A 22,788-nucleotide genomic window follows, 5' to 3' on the forward strand; every position below is an offset into this window, starting at 1 on the left:
ATCTTTTTGAACCGGTAATCAATCGGCGAGGGCGGTCGAGCGGCCAAAACGGTTAGGTCAGCACCCGCCACGCTTTAAAACGCCCTCGATTGTAATTAAATTTCCACATCTACGCCATTCGGCGTAATCTTCTGTCGCAAAAGGCGGGAGATTTTTAATGACCGCTCTTGTCGCGGGTTAACTTCTATGGCATAGATTTTGGAAATTAGGACAGAAGTGCTGTCCTAATTTCGGGAAAAGAAGCGTTATTTTGCGTGTCTTTCCCGCTGACGTTCGCGCCGATCCGGGTTATGTTGCGCTGCGAAGCTGCAACCGCACCGGAGCGGCGCCATCGCATGAAGCACGGGATGGAGCCTCGGCCCTGTCATCCCCAAGAGACAATTGAGAGCCACTTTGCCCGCTGCCGAAGGCGGCCAACAGGAGGAATGACGATGACGAAGACCATCTCCGAGATATCCGGCGCTGAAGCCCCGATGTCGGCTGAGACGACAGTTCGCGTTCCATTTGCCGCCGGCGGTTTGCCGATGGCTCAGGGCCTCTATCACCCGCGCAATGAGCACGATGCCTGCGGCGTCGGCTTTATTGCCCATATGAAGGGCAAGAAGTCGCACCAGATCGTCAAGGATGGCCTGTTCATCCTCGAAAACCTGACGCATCGCGGTGCCGTCGGCGCTGATCCGCTGATGGGCGATGGTGCCGGCATTCTGGTGCAGATCCCCGACCGTTTTTTCCGCGAGGAGATGGCAAAGCAGGGTGTCACCCTGCCGAAGGCCGGCGAATATGCCGTCGGCCACATCTTCATGCCGCGCAAGGCGGATGAAATCGAGCACTATAAGAAGGTAATCCAGGACGTCGTCGCGGAGGAGGGGCAGCAGTTCCTCGGTTTCCGCGATGTGCCGGTCGATAACGCGTCACTCTCCAAGGCGCCTGACATCGCCGCCACCGAACCGCATCACGTTCAGGTCTTCATCGGCGCCGGCAAGGATGCCGCGACCAACCATGATTTCGAGCGCAAGCTGTTCCTGATCCGCAAGGTGATCTCCAACCGCATCTATGACGCGTTCGGTGGCGTCGACATGGGTTTCTATCCGGTGTCGCTGTCGTCCTCGACGATCGTCTACAAGGGCATGTTCCTCGCCTATCAGGTCGGTGCCTATTACAAGGATCTTGCCGACCCTCGGTTCGAGACGGCGGTGGCGCTTGTCCACCAGCGCTTCTCGACCAACACATTCCCGTCCTGGAAGCTCGCGCATCCCTACCGCATGGTCGCCCATAACGGCGAAATCAACACGCTGCGCGGCAACGTCAACTGGATGGCGGCGCGCCAGGCGTCGGTTTCTTCGCCTCTCTTCGGCGACGACATTTCCAAACTCTGGCCGATTTCCTACGAAGGCCAGTCGGACACGGCCTGTTTCGACAACGCGCTCGAGTTCCTCGTGCGCGGCGGGTATTCGCTCGCCCATGCGGTGATGATGCTGATCCCGGAAGCCTGGGCCGGCAACCAGTCGATGTCGAAGGAGCGTAAGGCCTTCTACGAATACCATGCCGCCCTGATGGAGCCGTGGGACGGTCCGGCCGCCGTTGCCTTCACCGACGGTCGCCAAATCGGCGCGACGCTCGACCGTAACGGCCTGCGTCCGGCCCGCTACATGGTCACCGATGACGACCGCATCATCATGGCGTCCGAAGCGGGCGTGCTGCCGGTGCCGGAAGAGAACATCGTCAAGAAGTGGCGCCTGCAGCCCGGCAAGATGCTGCTGATCGACATGGAAAAGGGCCAGATCATCTCCGACGAGGAGCTAAAGTCCGAACTTGCGACCAAGCATCCCTACGGCAAGTGGCTGGACAAGACCCAGCTCATCCTCGAAGATCTGAAGCCGGTGGAGCCGCGGGCGCTACGTCGCGACGTGTCGCTGCTCGACCGTCAGCAGGCCTTCGGCTACACCTCGGAAGACACCAAGATCCTGATGTCGCCAATGGCGACGACGGGCCAGGAAGCCATCGGTTCGATGGGCACCGACACGCCGATCTCGGCGATGTCTGAAAAGTCGAAGCTGCTCTACACCTATTTCAAGCAGAACTTTGCGCAGGTCACCAACCCGCCGATCGACCCGATCCGCGAGGAGCTGGTCATGAGCCTCGTGTCGTTCATCGGCCCGCGCCCGAACATTCTCGACCACGAGGGGGCTGCGAACGCCAAGCGCCTGGAAGTGCGCCAGCCGATCCTGACCAATGGCGACCTCGAGAAGATCCGCTCGATCGGCCACACCGAAGACCGGTTCGACACCAAGACGCTCGATTTTACCTATGATATCGAGCGTGGCGCCGAAGGCATGCCGGAAATGCTGGACCGTCTCTGTGAACGCGCGGAAGCAGCGGTCAAGGGCGGCTACAACATCATCGTGCTCTCCGACCGCCAGATCGGCCCGGACCGCATCGCGATCCCGGCACTGCTGGCGACGGCTGCCGTGCACCATCACCTGATCCGCAAGGGGCTCAGAACCTCGGTCGGCCTCGTCGTCGAGAGCGGCGAGCCGCGCGAGATCCATCACTTCTGCTGTCTCGCCGGTTATGGCGCGGAAGCCATCAACCCCTATCTTGCCTTCGACACGCTGACCGACATGCACATGCGCGGCGAATTCCCCAAGGAAGTGGATTCCTCGGAAATCGTCTATCGCTATATCAAGGCGGTCGGTAAGGGCATCCTCAAGGTCATGTCCAAGATGGGCATCTCGACCTACCAGTCCTATTGCGGTGCGCAGATCTTCGATGCCATCGGCCTGTCTTCGGGTCTGGTCGAGAAGTATTTCTTCGGCACGGCTTCGAACATCGAAGGCGTCGGTCTGGAAGAGATCGCTGAGGAAACGGTTTCCCGGCACCACGCCGCGTTCGGCAAGGACCCGGTCCTGGCCTCGACGCTCGATATCGGCGGCGAATATGCCTACCGGATGCGCGGCGAAAGCCATGCCTGGACGCCGGATGTGGTCGCAACGCTGCAGCACGCGGTGCGCGGCAACAGCCAGGAGCGGTACCGCGAATTCGCCGAGATGGTGAACGAGACGGCGGTGCGGATGAACACCATTCGCGGCCTGTTCAAGATCAAGTCTGCCGAAGCGATCGGCCGCGAGCCTGTCTCGATCGACGAGGTGGAGCCGGCCGTCGATATCGTCAAGCGGTTCTCGACCGGCGCCATGTCGTTCGGTTCGATCAGCCGTGAGGCGCATACGACGCTCGCCATCGCCATGAACCGGATCGGCGGCAAGTCGAACACTGGCGAGGGCGGCGAGGAAAGCGACCGCTACATGCCGCTGCCGGACGGTTCTCAGAACCCCGAACGCTCGGCGATCAAGCAGGTCGCGTCCGGCCGCTTCGGCGTCACGACCGAATACCTGGTCAACGCCGACATGCTGCAGATCAAGGTGGCGCAGGGTGCAAAGCCCGGCGAAGGCGGCCAGCTGCCCGGCCACAAGGTCGACGCGACGGTCGCCAAGACCCGGCATTCGACGCCGGGCGTCGGCCTCATCTCGCCGCCTCCGCACCACGACATCTATTCGATCGAAGATCTGGCGCAGCTGATCTACGACTTGAAGAACGTCAACTCGACCGCCGACATTTCCGTCAAGCTCGTCTCGGAAGTGGGCGTCGGCACGGTTGCCGCAGGTGTGGCCAAGGCGCGTGCTGACCATATCACGGTTGCCGGTTTCGACGGCGGCACCGGCGCATCGCCGCTGACCTCGCTGAAGCATGCGGGTTCCCCTTGGGAAATCGGCCTTGCCGAAACCCAGCAGACGCTGGTGCTGAACGGTCTTCGCTCGCGCATCGCCCTGCAGGTCGACGGTGGCCTGAAGACCGGCCGCGACGTCATCATCGGCGCGCTGCTGGGTGCCGACGAATTCGGCTTTGCGACCGCTCCGGTCATCGCCGCCGGCTGCATCATGATGCGCAAGTGCCACCTGAACACCTGTCCGGTGGGTGTGGCGACGCAGGATCCGGTTCTGCGCAAGCGCTTCAAGGGCACGCCGGAGCATGTCATCAACTATTTCTTCTTCGTCGCCGAAGAAGTGCGCGAGATCCTGGCGTCTCTGGGCTTTACCCGCTTCGACGAGATTATCGGCATGGTCGAGCTTCTGGAAAAGGACGAGATGATCGCCCACTGGAAGTCCAAGGGCCTCGATTTCTCGAAGATCTTCCACAAGGTGGAGGCTCCGAAGGAGGCGACCTACTGGACGCAGCGCCAGAAGCATCCGATAGACGACATTCTTGACCGCAAGCTGATCGAGAAGTCGCAGGCTGCCCTTGAGAACAAGGAGCCGGTGGTCTTTGAAGTGCCGATCAAAAACGTCGACCGTTCCGTCGGTGCCATGCTTTCGGGTGCGCTTGCCAAGCGCTGGCGCCACAAGGGCCTCAAGGACGACACGATCCATGTGACGCTGCGCGGCACGGCCGGACAGTCGTTCGGTGCGTTCCTTGCGCACGGCATCACGTTCGATCTGGTCGGTGACGGCAACGACTATGTCGGCAAGGGCCTGTCGGGCGGCCGCATCATCGTGCGCCCGCCGGAGAACTCCAGGATCGTCGCGGAGAACTCGATCATCGTCGGCAACACCGTGCTTTACGGCGCGATCACCGGCGAGTGCTATTTCCGCGGCGTTGCCGGCGAGCGTTTCGCCGTTCGCAATTCCGGCGCGATCGCGGTGGTCGAGGGCGTGGGTGACCACGGCTGCGAATACATGACCGGCGGCATCGTCGTCGTGCTCGGCGAGACGGGCCGCAACTTCGCGGCGGGCATGTCCGGCGGCGTCGCCTACGTGCTCGACGAGACCGGCGATTTCGCCAAGCGCTGCAACATGGCGATGGTCGAACTCGAACCGGTTCCGGAAGAGGACGACATGCTGGAGAAGCTGCACCATCACGGTGGCGACCTCATGCACAAGGGACGCGTCGACGTTTCCGAGGACATGACGCGCCACGACGAGGAACGCCTCTACCAGCTGATCTCCAACCACCTGCACTACACGGGCTCCAACCGCGCCAAGGAAATCCTCGACCGCTGGAGCGAATACCGCCCGAAATTCCGCAAGGTCATGCCGGTCGAATACCGCCGTGCTCTGGTGGAGATGGAGCGGATGCGGATGGGCGTCGCTGCGGAGTAACTTCACCGGGCATCATTGCTGTGATATGCTGGCGGCATATGACGACGATGGAGTATGGAGATGAACGAACACATAAGGGAGTCTCGTGAGGATGGTGGCGTTACCGTCAGCATCTTCAAAAATGGTCGCAGCCGTGCAGTACGCATACCGAAGGAATTCGATCTGGATGGGGACAAGGTCGTGATGGTGAAGCAGCCAGATGGATCGATCCTCATTCGAACGGCGGTAACTGCCGGGCTGATCGACTATCTCAGGCAAGCTGAAGCTTGGACTGGGGAAGATTTTATCGCGAGTGACGACGATCTGGCGCCGCTTCATGAGATCGACCTTTGATGCGCTTCATGCTCGATACCAACATCGTTTCGGCCATCGTCCGTGATCCTCGCGGCAAGGTGTTCGAGCGGTTGGCTGAAGTGGGAGAACAGAACGTCTTCATCAGCATCATCACCCATGGTGAGGTCTGGTATGGCGTCAAGAAGAACGGCTCTGAGGAATTGGCGCGTAAGGTCGCCGCAGTCACGCGGAGGTTTTATGTCGCTCCGCTCAACCTGCCGGTAGACCAGCGCTATGCCGACATCCGGCAGGCATTGAGACAGGGCAAGAATATCGGTCCAAACGACCTCTGGATTGCTGCTCATGCCCTTGCATTGGATGCGGTCTTGGTGACGAACAACGAGAGTGAGTTTTCCCGGGTGCCGGGATTGAAGATTGAGAACTGGCTGCGGTAGCGGCGAAGTAGAGGTAGAACATGGGCAAGGTAACGGGTTTCCTGGAGATCGACCGGCAGGTGGGCAAGTATCAGCCGGCCTCCGACCGCATCCGCCATTTCCGCGAATTCACCATCCCGATGTCGGATGCGGAGGTCACCAAGCAGGCGGCGCGCTGCATGGACTGTGGCATTCCCTATTGCCACGGTCCGACCGGCTGTCCGGTTCACAACCAGATCCCGGACTGGAACGACCTCGTCTACAACAACAAGTGGGAGGAGGCGATCCGCAACCTCCATTCCACCAACAACTTCCCGGAATTCACCGGCCGCGTCTGCCCCGCCCCTTGCGAGGAAGCCTGCACGCTGAACCTCGAGGATGCGCCGGTCGCGATCAAGACGGTCGAGCAGGCCATCGCCGATAAGGCCTATGAGCTCGGCTTCATCGCGCCGCAGCCCGCAACCGTTCATACCGGCAGACGAGTGGCGATCATCGGTTCCGGCCCCGCCGGCATGGCGGCTGCCCAGCAGCTTGGTCGCGCCGGCCATGAGGTGCATGTCTACGAGCGCGAGTCCAAGGCCGGCGGCCTGCTGCGCTACGGCATTCCGGACTTCAAGATGGAGAAGAACTTCATCGACCGTCGCGTCGAGCAAATCACCGGCGAAGGCGTGACCTTCCATTACGGTGCCAATATCGGCGTCGACATTCCCGTCGAGAAGCTGATCGCCGAACACGATGCCGTTCTTTATTGCGGCGGTTCGGAAACCCCGCGGCCGGCCGGCATTCCAGGCGTCGAGCTGCATGGTGTCTATGACGCGATGCCTTACCTCGTGCAGCAGAACCGCCGCCTCGGCCGCGAAAACATCGACAGCGTCGCCTGGCCGGCCGACCCGATCCTCGCCGGTGCCAAGCATGTCGTCGTCGTCGGCGGCGGTGATACGGCGTCGGACTGCGTCGGCACGGCCTTCCGCCAGGGCGCAGTCAAGGTAACCCAGCTCGACATCCGCCCGCAGCCGCCGGAAAAGGAAGACAAGCTCGCCGTCTGGCCGTTCTGGGCCACCAAGATGCGCACCTCGTCTTCGCAGGCCGAAGGTGCGGTGCGCGAGTTCCAGGTGGCGACGCTCGAATTCGTCGGCGAAGACGGCCAGCTCATCGGCGTGCGCTGTTGCGAAGTCGACGAAAGCCGCAAGCCGATCGCCGGCACGGATTTCATCATCAAGGCGGATCTCGCCTTCATCGCCATCGGCTTTTCAGGCCCTCTGACGGACGGTGTTCTGAACGAGCTCGAAGGCAAGCTGACGCTGAATGTCGACCGCCGCGGCTCGACCAATGTCGTCGCCAACGACAAGGACTACAAGACTTCAGTCGACAAGTTCTGGACCGCCGGCGACGTGCGCCGTGGCCAGTCGCTGGTCGTCTGGGCGATCCGCGAAGGCCGCCAGGCAGCACGGGCGATCGACGAGGCGCTGATGGGAAGCTCGGTTCTGCCGCGGTAAGCGGGAGCGGAATTCAATAACGTGGGAGCGATCTTGCTCCCACGCCAACGATGACAACTGCTGCTACTGGGCCACTTTCACCTTGTAATCATCAACCCGTCCGGCCGGTGCGGGGGCCAGTTCGCCGCGCCTGACCAGTTTGTCGCGCGGCGTTTCGACGAGGACCGGCGGGAGCGGGGCTGCGCCGAGAAGATCCTTGCCGCCGTCAAGTTCGGGGTCGGAGAGGCTGATCGGATGGGTCGGGACCGCCTGGCCGGGTGAGGCGGGAAGGGACGATAGTGCCGGCAGGTTGGAACCATCGAGCTTGATGACATCGGGGCTTGCCATTTCGCCGAGATGCCGGCGGGCCAGTTTTTCCACGTAGAAGGCGAGCTTCTGTTTGCCGGCCTTGGTGAAGGTGATGCCGTCGGAACCGCGCAGGCGCACCTGCTGGCCGTTGACGTCTGAGCCGGTGATGACGAACTTGCCGTCCTCGTCGACGAAACCTTCCCAGATGTCGACGAATTCGCCGCCGGCCTTTTCAACCTGGTTGCGATAGATGGCGTTGAGCGTCACGGCGTCTGCGGTTGCGGTCGGCGACTGGAAGGAGGGCAGGCCGACCCAGAGAAGCGGCAGCTTGCGGGAAGTGACGATGCCAACGAGCCGGGTCACCCGCCGCTCGTATTCCTTGAACCAGGCGTCGCTGCGGAACTTTTCCTTGGTGTTGCCGATCGTCATCTGCTGGCGGTCGTTGGCGCCGAGCATGACGACGACGACGGCCGGCTTCACCTCGTCGAGCATGGCGGGGAGTTCGCCCGGCCAATCGAAGTGATCCTCGCGGACGAGACCGGAGGAGCCGTCGCTGCGCTCGGTGATCGCGACGCCGGGAGCGGTCGCGAACGCCGTTTCCAGTTCGCTGCCGATGCCGCCGGCCATGAAGTCGCCGACCACCAGAACCTGTTTGGCATTGTCGATTTTGGCAACCGGTTCCGGCGCCGCCGGCACCATTGGCTGCACCGGGCGTGGAGCGGCCGCCCGTCCCGTGCTGCGGCGCGGACGCGGCCTCATATCGATGATCGAGCCATCCCGGTCGTAACGGCGTCGGCTATAAGGAGGAGGTTGCTCATAGCGGTCGTCGCGCTCGTAACGCGGGCCGCCGAACAGGTAATCGAAGAGGTTGCGGCGCGGGAGAGGCTCCTGGGCGGCGGCCGGCCGCGGCGCGACCGGCAGGGCGAGCAGCACCGCGAGGAGGAGGAGAGCCAAGCGTGCCCATCCTCTGCTCCGCAGGGGCTTGTTCAGCCCGGCCCCGTTGCAGCCGGCCTCGTTTTGCCCGGATTTATGCAAAGCCTTCATGTCTCCGCCGTCCCGCACGCTTGCGGGAGATTCCTTGTAAACGATGTGGCGCGAAGCACCTTCTTGTCAACGCAAAGCTTCGAGAAGCGACTTCGACGGCTCGCCGCTCTGCTGCATGCCGAGGCGTTTCTGGATTGCCGAGATCGCAGCCTTCGAGCCGGAGCCGAAATTGCCGTCGACTTCGCCCTCGTAATAACCGAGTTGCTTCATGCGGTTCTGCAGTTCGAACTTCTGCTTGATGTCGAGCGTGCCGTCGGGACGCGGCCAGCTCTGCTGGACGCCGCCGAAGCCGGCGATCTCGTCGGCGAGCAGGCCGACGGCCAGCGCATAGCTGTCGGCGGCGTTGTATTTCTTGACGGTGAAGAAATTGCCGAGCATCAGGAAGGCCGGTCCACTCTCACCGGCCATCATCTTCAGCGTCGCCCTGTCGGCGCCGCGCGGGAAACTTTTGCCGTTCGGGCGGGCAAAACCGAGCTTCGCCCATTCGCCGAGCGCCTTGGTCTGGCCTTCGTAGCGGGTGCCATTGGCCGGAAGCACGGTTTCATAACCCCAGGTCTTGCCGCTCTGCCAGCCGTTCTTGGCGAGCAGGTTGGCGGACGTGGCGAGCGCATCCGGGACCGAATGCCAGATGTCGCGCTTGCCGTTGCCATCCGCGTCGACCGCGTAGAGCAGATAACTGGTCGGGATGAACTGGGTATGGCCCATGGCGCCGGCCCAGGAGCCGGTCAGCTGCTTGGGGGTGATATCGCCCGACTGCAGGATCTTGAGCGCTGCGATCAGCTGGGTGCGGGCGAACTTGGCACGCTTGGGATCGCCCCAGGCAAGTGTGGCGAGCGCCTGCGGCACGTGGTGCAGGCGCTCGGGTTTTTCGAGCGCAGCGCCGTAGTTGGATTCCATCGACCAGATGGCGAGCAGGATGTTCTTGTCGACGCCGAAATGGCGTTCCAGTGCAGCAAGCGTCGAGCCATGCTTGGCCGCCATCTCGCGGCCGATCTTGACCGTATAAGGGTTCACGCGGCTGTCGAGGTAATCCCAGATCCTGGACGTGAATTCGGGCTGATAGTTCGCCTTCTCAAGCACGTCCTGATCGGGTTCGCTGACACCGGCGAACGCTTTCTCATAGGTGGAACGGGTGATTCCGCTCTTGGCGGCGGTATCGTAGAATTTTACGATCCACGCCTTGAAACCGGCGTCTGCTTGGGCATCTATCGGCATGGCCGCCGCGGCGAGCCCGGCGATCAGGGAGAAGGCAAACCCTCGAAAGAGGTTGGTGCGAAGGGTCTTCATCGGCAGTCGGGTCCAGTCTTCTTTTTACCAAGCCTTGCGGCAAGAGTGGCATGCGGCTTAACGATGTAATAACAGGATTGGGTCAACAAATTCTTTACCATAGAAACCGGACCCACGGCAGTCTTTGCGAAACGGTAGCAATTCGTCATTAGATGCCGAGATTTGAATATTCGCACAATGACGTGCTTTCAGGAGGCGTGAGTGGCACAACAACAAAAGATCCGTAAGGCAGTGTTTCCGGTAGCAGGTCTGGGCACGCGCTTCCTGCCCGCGACCAAGGCAGTGCCGAAGGAAATGCTGACCGTGGTCGACAAGCCGGTCATCCAGTACGTCGTGGATGAGGCGGCCGAAGCCGGGATCGAGCACTTCGTTTTCGTGACGGGTCGCGGCAAGGGGGTCATCGAAGACTATTTCGACATTCAGTACGAGCTGGAGCAGATGCTGCGCGAGCGCAACAAGAATGCCGAGCTAACCCTGCTCGCCGGCCTTCTGCCGGTTGCCGGCACCGCCAGCTTCACGCGCCAGCAGGTGCCGCTCGGGCTTGGCCATGCGGTCTGGTGCGCCCGCGACATCGTCGGCAACGAGCCTTTCGCAGTCCTGCTTCCGGACATGATCATGGCCGGTGGCAAGGGCTGCCTGAAGGGCATGGTCGATCTTTATGCCGAAAGCGGCGGCAACGTCGTCGCGGTGCAGGAATGTGATCCGGACCAGGCGCATAAATACGGCATCGTCGGCATCGGCGCGCCGGTTGGCGAAGGTTTCAAGATCACCCAGATGGTCGAAAAGCCCGCCAAAGGCACGGCACCGTCCAACCTCTACATCAACGGCCGCTACATCCTGCAGCCGGAGATCTTCAAGATCCTGGAAACCCAGGAGCGCGGCGCCGGCAACGAGATCCAGCTCACCGACGGCATGCTGACGCTCGCCAAGGCTCAGGAATTCGCCGCCTATCCGTTCAAGGGCGACACGTTCGACTGCGGCGCCAAGGACGGCTTCATCCTGGCAAACCTCGCCTTTGCCCTGCAGCGCGCCGATATCCGTCCTGCAATCGAAGGACCGATGAAGGCGCTGCTCGCCTCGCTGAAGTAAATCTTTCCGACCGGCGATTTGCCGGTCCGGACGTCACGCAAACCCCTCATGGTCCTGCTATGAGGGGTTTTGTTTTCACGGTGCCGGGTGCCATGGCTGTCTCTGCGGGTCTCGATTTTCTGGAATTCCACGATTTTTCGGCGGGTGCCATAACGGCGATCCTCGATCGCGCCGGCGTGCTTGCCGAGGCGTGGCGGGAGCGGCGGATGCCGAAAAGCCTCGAGGGCCGTCGGGTCGCGTTGATCGTCGATGACGGCGGCTGGCGCAATACGACAGCTTTCGATCTCGGCATCCAGGCGATGGGCGGCATTTGCGCACATGTGCCGGCGAGCCTCGGCGGGCGTGAGACGATCGCCGACCTGGCGGGTTATCTCGACAACTGGTTCGACATGGTTGTCATCCGCACGCCGGAACTCACGTCGCTCCGGGAGCTTGCGGCATACGTCCGGGCACCGGTCATCAATGCCCGGACGCGATCGAACCATCCTTGCGAGACGCTCGGAGACCTTGCCTATGTCAGAGCCAAAAGGGGCGGCATCGAGGGGTTGAAGATCGTCGGCGTGGCGCCGGACGCCAATATTCTGCGGTCCTGGATCGAGGCGTCGATCTCGCTGCCGATCAAGGTGGTACAGGTTTATCCGGACGGTTGGCACGTGGGCGACACGGCACTGCTCAACGACAATTTCCGGCGGAGCACGGATATGCGGGAGCTTGAGGATGCGGATGTCATCTTCACCGATAGCTGGCCGGGCGGGGTCGCTGAAAGTACGCTTGCGGATTACCGGATCTCGGCGGCGGTTCTCGATCGCTGCCGTCCCGATGCGATCTTCATCCCCTGTCCGCCGGTGGCGCGCGGACAGGAAGTCACAGCGGATGCGATGACGCACGCGGCCTGCCAGAGCACGCCGGCGAAAGCCTTCCTGCTGCATGCGCAGAATGCGCTGATGGAATGGATGACCGGTCGAACGAAAGCTTAACGCTTCAAGGTGAGGCCGACGCCGGCGCGGACGATCTTGTCGTTGGTGCCGCCGCCGCCCGCCTGTTCGTATTCGACGTCGCCGGTCAGGTCGAGGTAACGGTTGATCGCCCAGGTGAGGCCTGCACCGCCGATCCAGACGGTTTCGTCGCTTGGGCCGCCGCTCGGGAAATTGCGCAAAGTCGAGCTGCCGGTCAGCCGGGCGATGAGGTTGTCGCGCATCTCATGGGTCAAGGCTGCCGTCGCGCGGTATTCGACCCAGCCGCTCTGGCCGGGCGTGGTCGAATCCTGCACCGTGGTGCGCAGGCCGAGATCGACATTGGTGCCGCGCTGCGGCGACCAGGTGGCGCTGCCGCTGAAGGTGACCGCGCCGACCGATTTCAGGCGGTCGTCCTCGTAATCGACGACCTCGTAGCCGGTGCCGATTTCGCCACGCAGCTTTTCGCCAAGATCGAATTCGACGCCGGTGCGCGCGGCATAGCTCTGCGACGAACGGGCATAACCGGAATTGTCGTGCCTGAGGTCATAGAACGTGTGGCCGGTCGCCACTTCCACATAGGGAACGAGCGCCGGCGACAGTTCGTAGCCAAGCCGCAGTCGACCGTCGATGCCGGTCCGGTTGCGATCCTTCATGCTGACGATCGTGCCGTCGGAGAGCTTTGCATCCGTATAGGAGGCGCGGGAAAGGTCGAGTGCGGCCGTGCCGCGGATCTTGCCGAAGTCGCGCTGGACGGAGGCGCCGCCGGTGAATTCATGGACGCCCGACTGGGTCGATGCGCCGCCGAGCGCGTTCGGATCGTAGTCGTTCTCGCGGGAGAACTTATAGCCGCCGGTGACATGGGCGACCGTATCGTTGGAGAGATCGAGCCGCAGGTCGGCATTGATGTTCGCTTCCGGCTGCTCACCTTGGCTGCTGCTGCCGAGATTGCGCTCCAGCGTGCCTTCACCTGTGACAGTCAACGAGTGGCGCGACCAGTCGGAGGTCAGCGTGCCTCGGATCGCCGTCGACAGATAATCGCGGCGGATCTTGGTGCCGCTCGAGCGGCGGATCTCGGTGTTGATACCCTGGTTGATCGAAGGACGGAGCAGGAAGCTGCCCATCCGAATGCCGGTCGGATCACCCGGTTCGCGGGGCTGTTCCTGGGTCTCGACCGGCTCGGCGCCACGGTCGAGCGGCTCTTCATGGGGCTGGTTCAGGTCGTCCTCATAGGGAGGCTCCTGGGTTGCCGCACGGTTGCGGCCGGGCGTGGTGCCGGTCGCGACATTCGGGTCATCCTGATTCTGGTCGTCGGCGGCGTTGGCGGACGGCTGCGCCGAGGTATTGCCTCTCAAGGCCGTGCCGGAAGCGGGATTCGACGCGGGCGAACTGGTGTCTGTGACCGATGGAAGAGAGCCGCTTTGCGGCGGAAACACGTTGCGGGTCTGGGCGGCTGCGGGCGAGACAAGCGCCGAACAGGCCAGCAGAAGGCCGAGTGCCGTCCGGCGCCTCTGGCGCGTCCCGCCTGTCGTTGTGGTGATCTTCATAGGCCTGCCCGGGCAATCGCAAATGCTTACCCAAACGTAAAGCCATGTGGTTAACGTTTGGTTGCGACGCTATGGCAGCGGCCAACTTAGTGGCCCCGGCCCGAAGCCGATAGACTTGGTGGGCGAAAAGCGTTAAGGCTTGCCCATGATCAAGAGAGCTTTGCAACTGGTCGAGAACGACCTTGTCGATTCCGCCTTGAGGACAATTTCCTTCGGGAAACAAGGGCTTAATGCGCTGGAGCTGGCGCTTCAGAACGGCCTCGGCGAAGCCTTCCGCAAGGCTGCGGAACTGATCGGCGACATCGACGGCAGGGTGGTCGTGACCGGCATCGGCAAGAGCGGACATATCGGCCGCAAGATCGCTGCCAGCCTCGCCTCGACGGGCACGCCCTCCTTCTTCGTGCATCCCGTCGAAGCCAATCACGGCGATCTCGGCATGATCGGCTCGGGGGACGTGGTGTTGGCTCTGTCCTGGAGCGGCGAGACGGCCGAGCTGCAGGGCATCGTTTCCTTCACCCGTCGCTTCTCCATTCCGCTGATCGCCATGACGTCAGGCGAGGTTTCGACGCTGGCCCGCGAGGCCGATGTCGTCCTGCTGTTGCCCAAGGAACAGGAAGCCTGCCCGCACGGCCTGGCGCCGACCACGTCGACGCTGATGCAGCTTGCGATGGGCGATGCGCTTGCCGTGGCGCTGCTCGAAGCGCGCGGTTTTTCGGCAACCGATTTCCGTGTCTATCATCCGGGCGGCAAGCTCGGGGCGATGCTCAGCCATGTCGGCGATCTGATGCATACCGGCGATCGCATGCCTTTGGTCAAAAAGGGCGTCCTCATGCTGGAGGCGATCCAGGAGCTGTCGCGCAAGCGCTTCGGCTGCGTCGGCATAGTCGACGAGGATGGCAGGCTCTGCGGCTTCATCAGCGATGGCGATATTTCCCGGCACCTTCATCTCGACCTGCGCGAGACGCGGGTCGATGAGGTGATGACGCGTAATCCGAAGACCATTAGCAAGGAAACGCTCGCCACCAAGGCCATGGCGCTGCTCAACAAGCACAGCATCGGCGCGCTGCTCGTCGTCGACGAAGAGCGTAAGCCGATCGGCATCGTTCACTTTCATGACCTGCTGCGCGTCGGTGTGGCTTGATATCGAGCTAGGCTCCAAGCCGCTTCCGTCCGGCGAAACTAGGCCGCTTCGACCTTCAGGTCTCGGCCGCTTGCCGCCACGACCTTCACCTGCGTGCCGGCCGGCAGATCCGGTCCCATCACCGACCACCATGTATCGTCGAGCCGGATGCGGCCGCGCCCCTCGGCGATCGGCTCGTGGAGAGTTGCGGTGCGGCCGACCAGGCTTTCGCCGCGGCGGTTGAGATTGGGTTCGTCGGTCGCTTGGTTGCGGCTGGAATAGAAACGGCGGCCTGCCAGCGCGAAGGCGCCTGAGAGCACTGCAAACAGCAGAAGCTGGACGTGCCAGCTCCAGAAGGCCGCGTCCCAGAGCGCCAGAGACAGCGCGCCGATGACGATCGCGGCCGCGCCGATCCAGATCAGGAACACGCCTGGTGCCGCGAGTTCGGCGCACAACAGGACGACGCCTAAAATCCACCAACTCCAGGGACCAAGATTGACCACAGCATCATGCAGCATGGCTCAGGTCTCTGAAGACGTCGGGTTGAACGGATTGAGGATCGGCGTGGTGCGCGGACCGGGCTGAGGACGCGGGCCGGCCGGTGGGCGCGGCGGTGCGGCATGCCCAGAACCATTGCCGAAAACCTCCTTGGCAATGGCACCGATACCGCCGAGCGAACCGATGATCGACGAAGCCTCCAGCGGCATCAGCACGATTTTGGAATTCGGCGCCTTGCCGATCGCGACCAAAGCTTCGGTGTATTTCTGCGCCACGAAATAGTTGATCGCCTGCACGTCGCCGGCGGCGATCGCCTGGGAGACGGCCTGTGTGGCCCGCGCTTCGGCTTCCGCCAGACGCTCGCGGGCTTCTGCCTCGCGGAAGGCTGCTTCGCGCTTGCCTTCCGCTTCCAGAACGGCTGCCTGCTTGGCGCCCTCGGCGCGCAGGATCTGGGCGCTGCGCGAGCCTTCGGCTTCGAGGATCTGGGCGCGCTTCTCGCGCTCGGCCTTCATCTGCCGTCCCATCGATTCGACGAGGTCGGCGGGCGGCTGGATGTCCTTGATCTCGACGCGGGTGACCTTGATGCCCCAGGGACCGACGGCCTCGTCGACGACGCGCAGCAGCCGCTCGTTGATGACTTCACGGTTGGAGAGCAGTTCATCGAGATCCATCGAACCCATGACCGAGCGGATATTGGTCATGGTGAGGTTCTGGATGGCATTTTCGAGATTGGAAATCTGGTAGGCGGCCTGGGCCGGATTGAGGACTTGGTAGAAGGACACCGCATCTGCGGAGACGCTGGCATTGTCCTTGGTGATGACCTCTTGGGTCGGGATGCTGAGGACCTGCTCCATGACGTTCATGCGCACGCCGATGCGCTCGATGAAAGGTGTCAGCAGGTTGAGGCCCGGGTCCAGCGTGCGGGTGTAGCGGCCGAAGCGCTCCACAGTGTAGCGATAACCCTGCGGCACAGTCTTGATCCCGGCAAACAGGACCAGAATGATCAGCACCACCACGCCGATCACGACGATATCGAAGCCACCCAGGCCGCCCAAGTTCATGACATTCCTCCATTGCAGGCGGTAAGCCCGCCAGGTCACACGTGATGAGTTAGCACGTTCTTTGCAGGGAAGAAATGACAGCTCGACGCCGTCGATGTCGCCCCAGGTTATTCACAAGGACGCACCGGCGGTCTAGAGAGCGGGTGAGAACACCCGGTCGCAGCCTACCCGGTCAAAACAAGGATAAACGCCCATGAAAACCATCGTCGTCTGCTCCGGCGGACTGGATTCCGTTTCGCTCGCCCACAGGATTGCCGCAGAGCAGGAGCTGTTGGGGCTGATTTCCTTCGACTATGGCCAGCGGCACCGCAAGGAACTCGATTTCGCCGCCGCCTGCGCCGCGCGGCTCGGCGTCTTCCACGAGATCATCGACATGCGCGGGATCGGCAGCCGGCTGACCGGTTCGGCCTTGACCGACGATCTCGATGTGCCGGACGGACATTATGCCGAGGAGACGATGCGGGTGACCGTGGTGCCGAACCGCAATGCGATCATGCTGTCGGTCGCCTTCGGCGTGGCCGCGGCGCGGCATGCGGATGCGGTGGCGATCGCCGTGCATGGCGGCGACCATTTCATCTATCCCGACTGCCGGCCCGGTTTCATCGATGCCTTCCAGGCGATGCAGGATCATGCCTTGGAAGGCTACGCGTCGATCCGGCTGCTTGCGCCTTACGTCGCCGGATCGAAAGCGGATATCGTCACTGATGGCGCCCGGCACGGAACGCCGTTTGCCGAGACCTGGTCCTGCTACAAGGGCGGTACCCTGCATTGCGGCCGCTGCGGCACCTGCGTCGAGCGGCGCGAAGCCTTTCACCTCGCCGGCATCGAAGACCCGACGGAGTACGAGGACCCGGATTTCTGGAAGGCCGCCACGGATGGTTTCAAGGCGACCGAAGTTCGGTAAGGCGCCTTAAACCCAGCCTTGGAGCTCGCGGCGGACGACCTTTTCCAACACCGTCATGCCGCCGGGGCTGTCGTTCAGACAGGGGACATGGGCGAACTTTTCGCCGCCATTGTGGCGGAAGATCTCGCCCGCTTCTTCGGCGATTTCCTCGAGCGTTTCCAGACAGTCGGAGACGAAACCGGGATTCATGACAGCGATGCGCCTGATGCCGTCCTGAGCGAGCTTTTCGACCGTCTTGTCGGTATAGGGCTGCAGCCATTCCTCCGGCCCGAAACGGGACTGGAAGGTGATCATGAAGTTCCTGTCCGTGAAGCCGAGGGCCTCCTTCAGGAGCCGGGCAGTCTTCTGGCAATGACAGTAATAGGGGTCTCCCGCCTTGAAATAAGATTGCGGGATACCGTGGAAGGACGCAATCAGCATTTCCGGCTCCCAGTCGAGCGCCGCGTATTTCGCCCTGACGGAATCCGCCAGCGCCTCGATATAGGCCGGTTCGTCGTGATAGGGCGGCACGGTGCGCAAGGCCGGCTGCCAGCGCAGCTTCATCAGGTGCTCGAAGGCCTTGTCGTTGACAGTAGCGGTGGTCGAGGCGGCATATTGCGGATAGAGCGGGAAGAGGACGATCTTCTCGCAGCCCTTTTCCTTCAAGGCGTCGATGCGTTCGGCGATCGACGGTTTTCCATAACGCATCGCCCAGTCGACGACGACATTCGGCAGATCCTTCAGCCGTTCGGCCATCAGTTCGCCCTGGCTGCGGGTATAGGTGCGCAGGTAGCTCTCGTTAAAATCCTTGTTCCAGATCGCCTCATAGGCCTTGCCGACCTTCTGCGGCCGCTTGTTGAGCACGATGCCGTAAAGGATCGGGTACCAGTAGAACCGCGACCACTCGATCACCCGCTTGTCGGAGAGAAACTCGGCGAGATAACGCCGCATCGACCAGTAATCCGTGCCGTCTGGGGTGCCGAGATTGACGAGCAATACGCCGACTTTGCCGAAACTCACCTTCGGATGATCGGAGGGCATATGGGCGGAATGGGAGGTCATGCGGATACTTTCGATTAAGTCTTGCACGGGCGACGACGCACTCGTTTGTTTCGCAAATTACTTAGAAACAAAAATCGGCCCGGGAAAGCCTGGGCCGATCATGGGATCGGGACAAATCGTCCCAATGTGTTGCGTGAAGTCGCCGGCCCGAACCTTGATCCGGGTCAAGCGGTGTCACTTCGCCGGCAGTTCCAGCTCGGCGCCGACCTGGATGACGTTTGGATGGCGCAGCGCGTTGAGCTTGGCGATCTCGGTCCACTTCTCGCCGTTGCCATAGGTGGCTTCGGCGATCTTCCAGAGCGAGTCACCCTTGGCGACCGTGTACTTGGTGGGGCCGGCCGGCTTCGGTGCGGCGGGAGCCGCTGCCGGAGCAGGTTTCGCCGGAGCTGCAGCCATGGTGTTCGGTGCCGGAGCTGCGGGTGCTGCCGGGGCAGGGCTCGCCGGCGCGGCCGGAGCGGCTGCCGTGGGGGCCGGAGCGGCAGGTGCAGGGGCGGCAGGAGCCGGGGTAGCGGGAGCGGCAGCCGTCGGAGCCGGAGCAGCTGCCGGCGGGGCGGCAGGCGCGGGCTTGGCCGGCGGGGTATAGCTGGCCGGGGTCAGGTCGGTGACGCGGCCGTCCGTATAGGGCTTGTAGGGATTGTGTGCGGCAACAAATTCCGCCGTCACGTCGGCGAGGTCCGGGCCGTAGTCATAGGCGTTCTTGCCGCCGGTCTTGAAGATGGCGTAGCCATCGCCGCCTGCGCGCATGAAATTGTTGGTGGCAACGCCGTAGGTCTTGGCCGGGTCGATCGGTACGAACTTGTCGCCTTCCTTGACCTGCACGTCGCTGACCTTGGCTCCGGCCGGCTTCGACTTGTCGAAGGAATATTTGAGACCCGCGACCTGCGGGAAGCGGCCTGCGCCGTCATCGATCTGGCTGACGCCGTTTTCGAGCGCCTTGACGACATCGGCGCCGGTAAGCTGGAAGGTCGCGAGCGTGTTCTGGAAGGGCAGGACACTGACGACCTCACCCTGGGTGACCTCGCCGGCATCGATCGACGCGCGCAAGCCGCCACCGTTCTGGATGGCGATGGTGATGCCCTGGCCCTTGGTGCGGTCAAGTATGGCGTCGGCGACGAGGTTGCCCATCGAGCATTCCTTGGCGCGGCAAACGCGGCGGTCGCCATCAATGACCGCGTCGGAAGCGCCGACGACCTTCTTCTTCATGTCCTCGATCGGCTTCTTCAGCTCGGCTACGCGAGCCAGAAAGGCCGGATCGGGCGTGATCGACTTATCCATGAGGATCGGCTCGCCCTCGGCGCTTTTTACGACACCGCTGTCGTCGAAGACGATTTTGATGTCGCCGAGATATTTCGAATACTGGAAAGCCTGGACCACCGGGACCTTGTAGCCGCCTGGATTGTCCGACCAGGTCGGGTAGGGGCCTTCGGCGCCCTTGGCCACGTTCGAGAGCAGTGTGTGGGTGTGGCCGCCGACGACGATGTCGACATCCGGGATCTTGGCGATGATGGCGAGGTCGCGCGGGTAACCGACATGGGTCAACGCGATGATCTTGTCGACGCCTTGAGCCTTCAGGCCCTGAACGGCTTCGGTGATCTTGGCGACGTCGTCTGCAATGGTGATGTTCGGGCCGGGATTGGCGATCTCGGCGGTGTCGTTGGTGACGGCGCCGACGATGCCGATCTTCTGGCCGCCGACGGTCAGCACCAGCGACGGCTTGATGCGGTTGCCGATCTTGGCGGCGGCGCTCGGAACGACGTTGGCGGTAACGACCGGGAACTGGATCTTATCGAGGAAGGTAGCAAGCACGTCGTCGCTGTCGTCGAATTCATGGTTGCCGACGGTCATCGCGTCGAACTTCATGGCGTTCAGCGCTTCGGCTTCGGCCGCACCCTTATAGGTCGTGTAGAAGAGCGAACCCTGGAAGTTGTCGCCGGCGTTGAGGAGGATGACGTTCTTGTTCTGAGCCTTCAGCGCGTCGCGCGTCTGGTTGATTGCGGTCAGCAGCCGGGCTGCGCCGCCGAAGCAGACGCCCTTGCCTTCATCCTCGGCCGAGCAGGTGGAATCCGTCGCATTGATGGATTCAAGACGCGAATGGAAGTCGTTGATGTGCAGGATATTGAGTTCGAAATCGGCAAATGCCGCGCCGCTCGAAAGAGCCATGACCGACGCAGTCAGCAGCCCGAACCCCAATGTCTTCTTCATCTGATCTCTCCTCTTTCTTAATTCGGCCGGCTGCGCCGCCCCTTTTATCTGTTCTAGTTTTTCAATGTGACAACCGTTCCGGCGGGCATGTTTTCATCAACCGACGGTGGGTTCAAGGGAAATGTGACAGTGGCGCATTGGGAAATGAATGCGCGCAAAACGCGAAAACCCCGCCGGAGCGGGGTCGCGATGTGCGGTCGAGGATGCGCCGCCTTAACCGCGGCGGGCAAGCGAGAACTGCGCGCCGCTATCCTGCGTGCAGTTGAGCTGGTTGATGCTGACCAGCGAGCAGTTGACGCGCGACTGGGTCTTGCGCACCAGCGAGGTCATGTTGATCTCGACCAGCGTCGGCGAGAGGCTGGTATAGGTGCCCGAGGCGAGCAGCGTGTTGCTGTCGCTGGAGCGGGTGTTGAACGTGCCGGCCTGGAACGAGGAAACGATGCCGTTCGGATCGACCCAGCTTCCTTCGACGCCCTGCGGCTGCACGGCCGCCATCTGTTGCGGTGGAGGGGAAGAAACGCAGGCGGTCAAGCTGGCTGCGGCGATGAGCGCAAAGCTCACTTTAAATTTCATGATCAGTCTCCCGCGATTCGGTCCGGCTTCGGTTGGCAAACCTTGCCGCCATCGCCCTATGTAACGCAAGATGTGGCCTTGAAAAGGCAAGAGCTTTCAACATGCAAAAAACCGCCTGCGGTGAGGCAGGCGGTTTCCATTGTGCTTTATTGGATCAGCGAACCCGTTCGCGAAATCAGCGAACCCATTCGCGAGACTAGCGAACCCGTTCGCGAGATTAGCGAACCAGGATGTTCTTGAACTGCCACGGATCCTTGGTGTCGATGTCTTCCGGGAAGAGGCCCGGGCGGCCGTCGAGCGGGGTCCAGTCGGTATAGTGGCCTTCGACCGGGCCGAGATAAGGCAGCTGCACTTCGAGGCAGCGCTTGTAGTCGATCTCGTCTGCTTCGACGATGCCGGCCGTCGGGTTTTCGAGCGCCCAGACCATGCCGGAGAGAACGGCGGAGGTCACCTGCAGGCCGGTGGCATTCTGGTAAGGCGCGATACGGCGGGTTTCCTCGAGCGACAGGCGCGAACCGAACCAGTAGGCGTTCTTCTCGTGGCCGTAGAGCAGCACGCCGAGTTCGTCGATGCCGTCCTCCAGCTCGTCCTCGTTGAGAACGTGGTGGACCGGCTGCGGAGTGCCGCCATTGCCGAACATCTCATGCAGCGACAGAACCGCGTCATTGGCCGGATGGTAGGCATAGTGGCAGGTCGGACGGAAGGTTACTTCGCCGTCCTTGTCGCGCACCGTGAAATAGTCGGCGATCGAGATTGATTCGTTATGGGTGACCAGGAAGCCATACTGCGGTCCGGGCGTCGGGCACCAGGAACGGACGCGGGTGTTGGCGCCCGGCTGTTCGAGATAGATGGCGGCCTTGTTGCCCTTCTTGTGCTTCTTGCCGTTCTTCGGCATCCACTCCTCATGGGTGCCCCAGCCGAGTTCGGCCGGCTGCATGCCTTCGGAGATGAAGCCTTCGACCGACCAGGTGTTCCAGAACACGTTGAGCGGCTTCGGGTGCTTGGTGCGCTGGGTGTCGCGTTCGGCGATGTGGACGCCCTTGACGCCGAGCTTCTTCATCAGCTTCGCCCAGCCCTCGCGGTCGTGCTGATCCGGTTCGTCGAACTTCAGGCCGGTGTCGTTGGCGAGGTTGACCAGCGCCTGCTTGACGAACCAGGAGACCATGCCCGGGTTGGCGCCGCAGGTGGAAACGGCGGTCGCGCCGCCGGGGTTCTTCTTCTTTTCATGCCGAACGGTTTCGCGCAGCGCATAGTTGGTGCGCTCGGCATTCTTCATGTTCTTGTCGAAATAGAAGCCGAGCCAGGGCTCGACGACCGTGTCGATGTAGAGGACGTCGAGCTTGCGGCAGAGTTTCATCAGGTCGAGCGAACCGGTGTCGACCGAGAGGTTGACGCAGAAGCCCTGGCCTTCGCCAGCTGTCAGAAGCGGCTTCAGCAGGTCCTTGTAGTTGTCCTTAGTCACATATTCCTTGATGTGACGGACGCCGTGCTTCTTCAGGATCTCCATGTCGGAGGGTTCGTCGCGCGGGTCGATGACGACCATCCGGCTCTTGTCGAACTTGAAATGGCGTTCGATCAGCGGCAGCGTGCCACGGCCGATCGAGCCGAAACCGATCATCACGATCGGACCGGTGATTTCGCCATAAACCGGATAGGTAGTCTCTGACATGTCTTTCTCCTTGATCGCGGCCTGGTGGGCCGCTGCCCCGCTTATTCGGCAGTGGAATGGAAATTAAAGGCTGCACTCGGGCAATTCGCGGCGCTCTAGATCATAAAACTTCGTCACAATAAAGAGCCTGTCGATTTTCGGCAGATGAATCGAGGA

At 62.2% G+C, this 22,788-nt stretch carries 17 protein-coding genes; 8 read left to right on the top strand and 9 right to left on the bottom strand.

Annotated features, from left to right (window positions below; translation table 11 throughout):
* Positions 1-431 precede the first annotated feature (431 nt).
* Genes gltB through AC1D3C_RS12160 form a run of 4 tightly spaced genes read left to right on the top strand, consistent with a single transcriptional unit; the run spans position 432 to position 7,356 of the window.
* Positions 432-5,153: a glutamate synthase large subunit gene (gltB, locus tag AC1D3C_RS12145; RefSeq protein ID WP_477483067.1), complete on the top strand. Its 4,722-nt coding sequence runs from the start codon at positions 432-434 to the stop codon at positions 5,151-5,153.
* Between the two features lie 60 nt (positions 5,154-5,213).
* Positions 5,214-5,486 carry an antitoxin gene (locus AC1D3C_RS12150; RefSeq protein WP_247039558.1) on the top strand — a complete coding sequence of 91 codons (273 nt, stop codon included), beginning with the start codon at positions 5,214-5,216 and terminating at the stop codon, positions 5,484-5,486.
* Positions 5,486-5,881, top strand: coding sequence for a PIN domain-containing protein (locus AC1D3C_RS12155; protein ID WP_477483068.1), 396 nt, complete (start codon positions 5,486-5,488; stop codon positions 5,879-5,881). Before AC1D3C_RS12150 ends, AC1D3C_RS12155 begins: the two co-directional genes overlap by 1 nt.
* A 20-nt stretch (positions 5,882-5,901) precedes the next feature.
* Entirely contained in the window at positions 5,902-7,356 is a 1,455-nt protein-coding gene (locus tag AC1D3C_RS12160; RefSeq protein WP_038545105.1) for a glutamate synthase subunit beta, read from the top strand.
* A 63-nt stretch (positions 7,357-7,419) separates the two neighbouring features.
* On the opposite strand, the gene AC1D3C_RS12165 is transcribed toward AC1D3C_RS12160, so the two are convergent.
* Complete coding sequence (locus AC1D3C_RS12165) at positions 7,420-8,598, bottom strand: SGNH/GDSL hydrolase family protein (protein WP_477483069.1); 1,179 nt, start codon at positions 8,596-8,598, stop codon at positions 7,420-7,422.
* Positions 8,599-8,754: 156 nt separating this feature from the next.
* The gene (locus AC1D3C_RS12170; RefSeq protein ID WP_477483070.1) at positions 8,755-9,975 is read right to left on the bottom strand and encodes a lytic murein transglycosylase; all 1,221 of its coding nucleotides are present in this window, start codon (positions 9,973-9,975) and stop codon (positions 8,755-8,757) included.
* 201 nt (positions 9,976-10,176) lie between these two features.
* On the opposite strand from AC1D3C_RS12170, the gene galU reads away from it, so the two are divergent.
* Both galU and AC1D3C_RS12180 read left to right on the top strand, forming a co-directional pair.
* Complete coding sequence (gene galU / locus AC1D3C_RS12175; RefSeq protein WP_038545092.1) at positions 10,177-11,064, top strand: UTP--glucose-1-phosphate uridylyltransferase GalU; 888 nt, start codon at positions 10,177-10,179, stop codon at positions 11,062-11,064.
* A 92-nt stretch (positions 11,065-11,156) separates the two neighbouring features.
* On the top strand, positions 11,157-12,041 hold the full coding sequence (locus tag AC1D3C_RS12180; RefSeq protein WP_477483071.1) for a Rossmann-fold NAD(P)-binding domain-containing protein: 885 nt from the start codon (positions 11,157-11,159) through the stop codon (positions 12,039-12,041).
* Here the strand turns inward: AC1D3C_RS12180 and AC1D3C_RS12185 are convergent.
* The gene (locus tag AC1D3C_RS12185; RefSeq protein ID WP_477483072.1) at positions 12,038-13,564 is read right to left on the bottom strand and encodes an outer membrane beta-barrel protein; all 1,527 of its coding nucleotides are present in this window, start codon (positions 13,562-13,564) and stop codon (positions 12,038-12,040) included. The two genes, AC1D3C_RS12180 and AC1D3C_RS12185, sit on opposite strands and share 4 nt — an antisense overlap.
* Before the next feature lie 145 nt (positions 13,565-13,709).
* Here AC1D3C_RS12185 and AC1D3C_RS12190 point away from each other — a divergent pair, with 145 nt between their 5' ends.
* Complete coding sequence (locus AC1D3C_RS12190; protein WP_477483073.1) at positions 13,710-14,705, top strand: KpsF/GutQ family sugar-phosphate isomerase; 996 nt, start codon at positions 13,710-13,712, stop codon at positions 14,703-14,705.
* A 38-nt stretch (positions 14,706-14,743) separates the two neighbouring features.
* On the opposite strand, the gene AC1D3C_RS12195 is transcribed toward AC1D3C_RS12190, so the two are convergent.
* Positions 14,744-15,202, bottom strand: a complete 459-nt coding sequence (locus AC1D3C_RS12195) for an NfeD family protein (protein WP_038545053.1) — start codon at positions 15,200-15,202, stop codon at positions 14,744-14,746.
* A 3-nt stretch (positions 15,203-15,205) separates the two neighbouring features.
* A complete protein-coding gene (locus AC1D3C_RS12200) occupies positions 15,206-16,243 on the bottom strand; it encodes an SPFH domain-containing protein (RefSeq protein ID WP_477483074.1) in 1,038 nt (345 codons plus the stop codon).
* 193 nt (positions 16,244-16,436) lie between these two features.
* Between AC1D3C_RS12200 and queC the strand changes: the two genes are divergently transcribed.
* On the top strand, positions 16,437-17,147 hold the full coding sequence (queC, locus tag AC1D3C_RS12205; RefSeq protein WP_477483075.1) for a 7-cyano-7-deazaguanine synthase QueC: 711 nt from the start codon (positions 16,437-16,439) through the stop codon (positions 17,145-17,147).
* A gap of 6 nt (positions 17,148-17,153) precedes the next feature.
* Here the strand turns inward: queC and hemH are convergent, their stop codons facing one another.
* The 4 genes from hemH to AC1D3C_RS12225 all read right to left on the bottom strand — a co-directional run bounded on the left by hemH (position 17,154) and on the right by AC1D3C_RS12225 (position 22,632).
* Complete coding sequence (gene hemH / locus AC1D3C_RS12210; RefSeq protein ID WP_477483076.1) at positions 17,154-18,188, bottom strand: ferrochelatase; 1,035 nt, start codon at positions 18,186-18,188, stop codon at positions 17,154-17,156.
* Positions 18,189-18,362: 174 nt separating this feature from the next.
* The gene (locus AC1D3C_RS12215) at positions 18,363-20,390 is read right to left on the bottom strand and encodes a 5'-nucleotidase C-terminal domain-containing protein (protein WP_477483077.1); all 2,028 of its coding nucleotides are present in this window, start codon (positions 20,388-20,390) and stop codon (positions 18,363-18,365) included.
* A 213-nt stretch (positions 20,391-20,603) separates the two neighbouring features.
* Positions 20,604-20,963: an outer membrane lipoprotein Omp10 gene (omp10, locus tag AC1D3C_RS12220; protein ID WP_038589461.1), complete on the bottom strand. Its 360-nt coding sequence runs from the start codon at positions 20,961-20,963 to the stop codon at positions 20,604-20,606.
* Between the two features lie 217 nt (positions 20,964-21,180).
* Positions 21,181-22,632 (bottom strand): homospermidine synthase, encoded by a 1,452-nt coding sequence (locus AC1D3C_RS12225; RefSeq protein ID WP_477483078.1) that lies wholly within the window; start codon positions 22,630-22,632, stop codon positions 21,181-21,183.
* Between the last annotated feature and the right edge of the window lie 156 nt (positions 22,633-22,788).

The organism is Neorhizobium sp. P1_A6 (genome assembly GCF_056406795.1).

Bases quoted from the DNA above. Each gene is read 5' to 3' on its own strand.
- AC1D3C_RS12155 (WP_477483068.1), top strand. From the start codon at position 5,486: ATGCGCTTCATGCTCGATACCAACATCGTTTCGGCCATCGTCCGTGAT.
- AC1D3C_RS12170 (WP_477483070.1), bottom strand. From the start codon at position 9,975: ATGAAGACCCTTCGCACCAACCTCTTTCGAGGGTTTGCCTTCTCCCTG.
- AC1D3C_RS12225 (WP_477483078.1), bottom strand. From the start codon at position 22,632: ATGTCAGAGACTACCTATCCGGTTTATGGCGAAATCACCGGTCCGATC.
- omp10 (WP_038589461.1), bottom strand. From the start codon at position 20,963: ATGAAATTTAAAGTGAGCTTTGCGCTCATCGCCGCAGCCAGCTTGACC.
- gltB (WP_477483067.1), top strand. From the start codon at position 432: ATGACGAAGACCATCTCCGAGATATCCGGCGCTGAAGCCCCGATGTCG.
- AC1D3C_RS12160 (WP_038545105.1), top strand. From the start codon at position 5,902: ATGGGCAAGGTAACGGGTTTCCTGGAGATCGACCGGCAGGTGGGCAAG.
- AC1D3C_RS12150 (WP_247039558.1), top strand. From the start codon at position 5,214: ATGAACGAACACATAAGGGAGTCTCGTGAGGATGGTGGCGTTACCGTC.
- AC1D3C_RS12215 (WP_477483077.1), bottom strand. From the start codon at position 20,390: ATGAAGAAGACATTGGGGTTCGGGCTGCTGACTGCGTCGGTCATGGCT.
- AC1D3C_RS12180 (WP_477483071.1), top strand. From the start codon at position 11,157: ATGGCTGTCTCTGCGGGTCTCGATTTTCTGGAATTCCACGATTTTTCG.
- AC1D3C_RS12200 (WP_477483074.1), bottom strand. From the start codon at position 16,243: ATGAACTTGGGCGGCCTGGGTGGCTTCGATATCGTCGTGATCGGCGTG.
- AC1D3C_RS12190 (WP_477483073.1), top strand. From the start codon at position 13,710: ATGATCAAGAGAGCTTTGCAACTGGTCGAGAACGACCTTGTCGATTCC.
- AC1D3C_RS12185 (WP_477483072.1), bottom strand. From the start codon at position 13,564: ATGAAGATCACCACAACGACAGGCGGGACGCGCCAGAGGCGCCGGACG.
- queC (WP_477483075.1), top strand. From the start codon at position 16,437: ATGAAAACCATCGTCGTCTGCTCCGGCGGACTGGATTCCGTTTCGCTC.
- AC1D3C_RS12195 (WP_038545053.1), bottom strand. From the start codon at position 15,202: ATGCTGCATGATGCTGTGGTCAATCTTGGTCCCTGGAGTTGGTGGATT.
- hemH (WP_477483076.1), bottom strand. From the start codon at position 18,188: ATGACCTCCCATTCCGCCCATATGCCCTCCGATCATCCGAAGGTGAGT.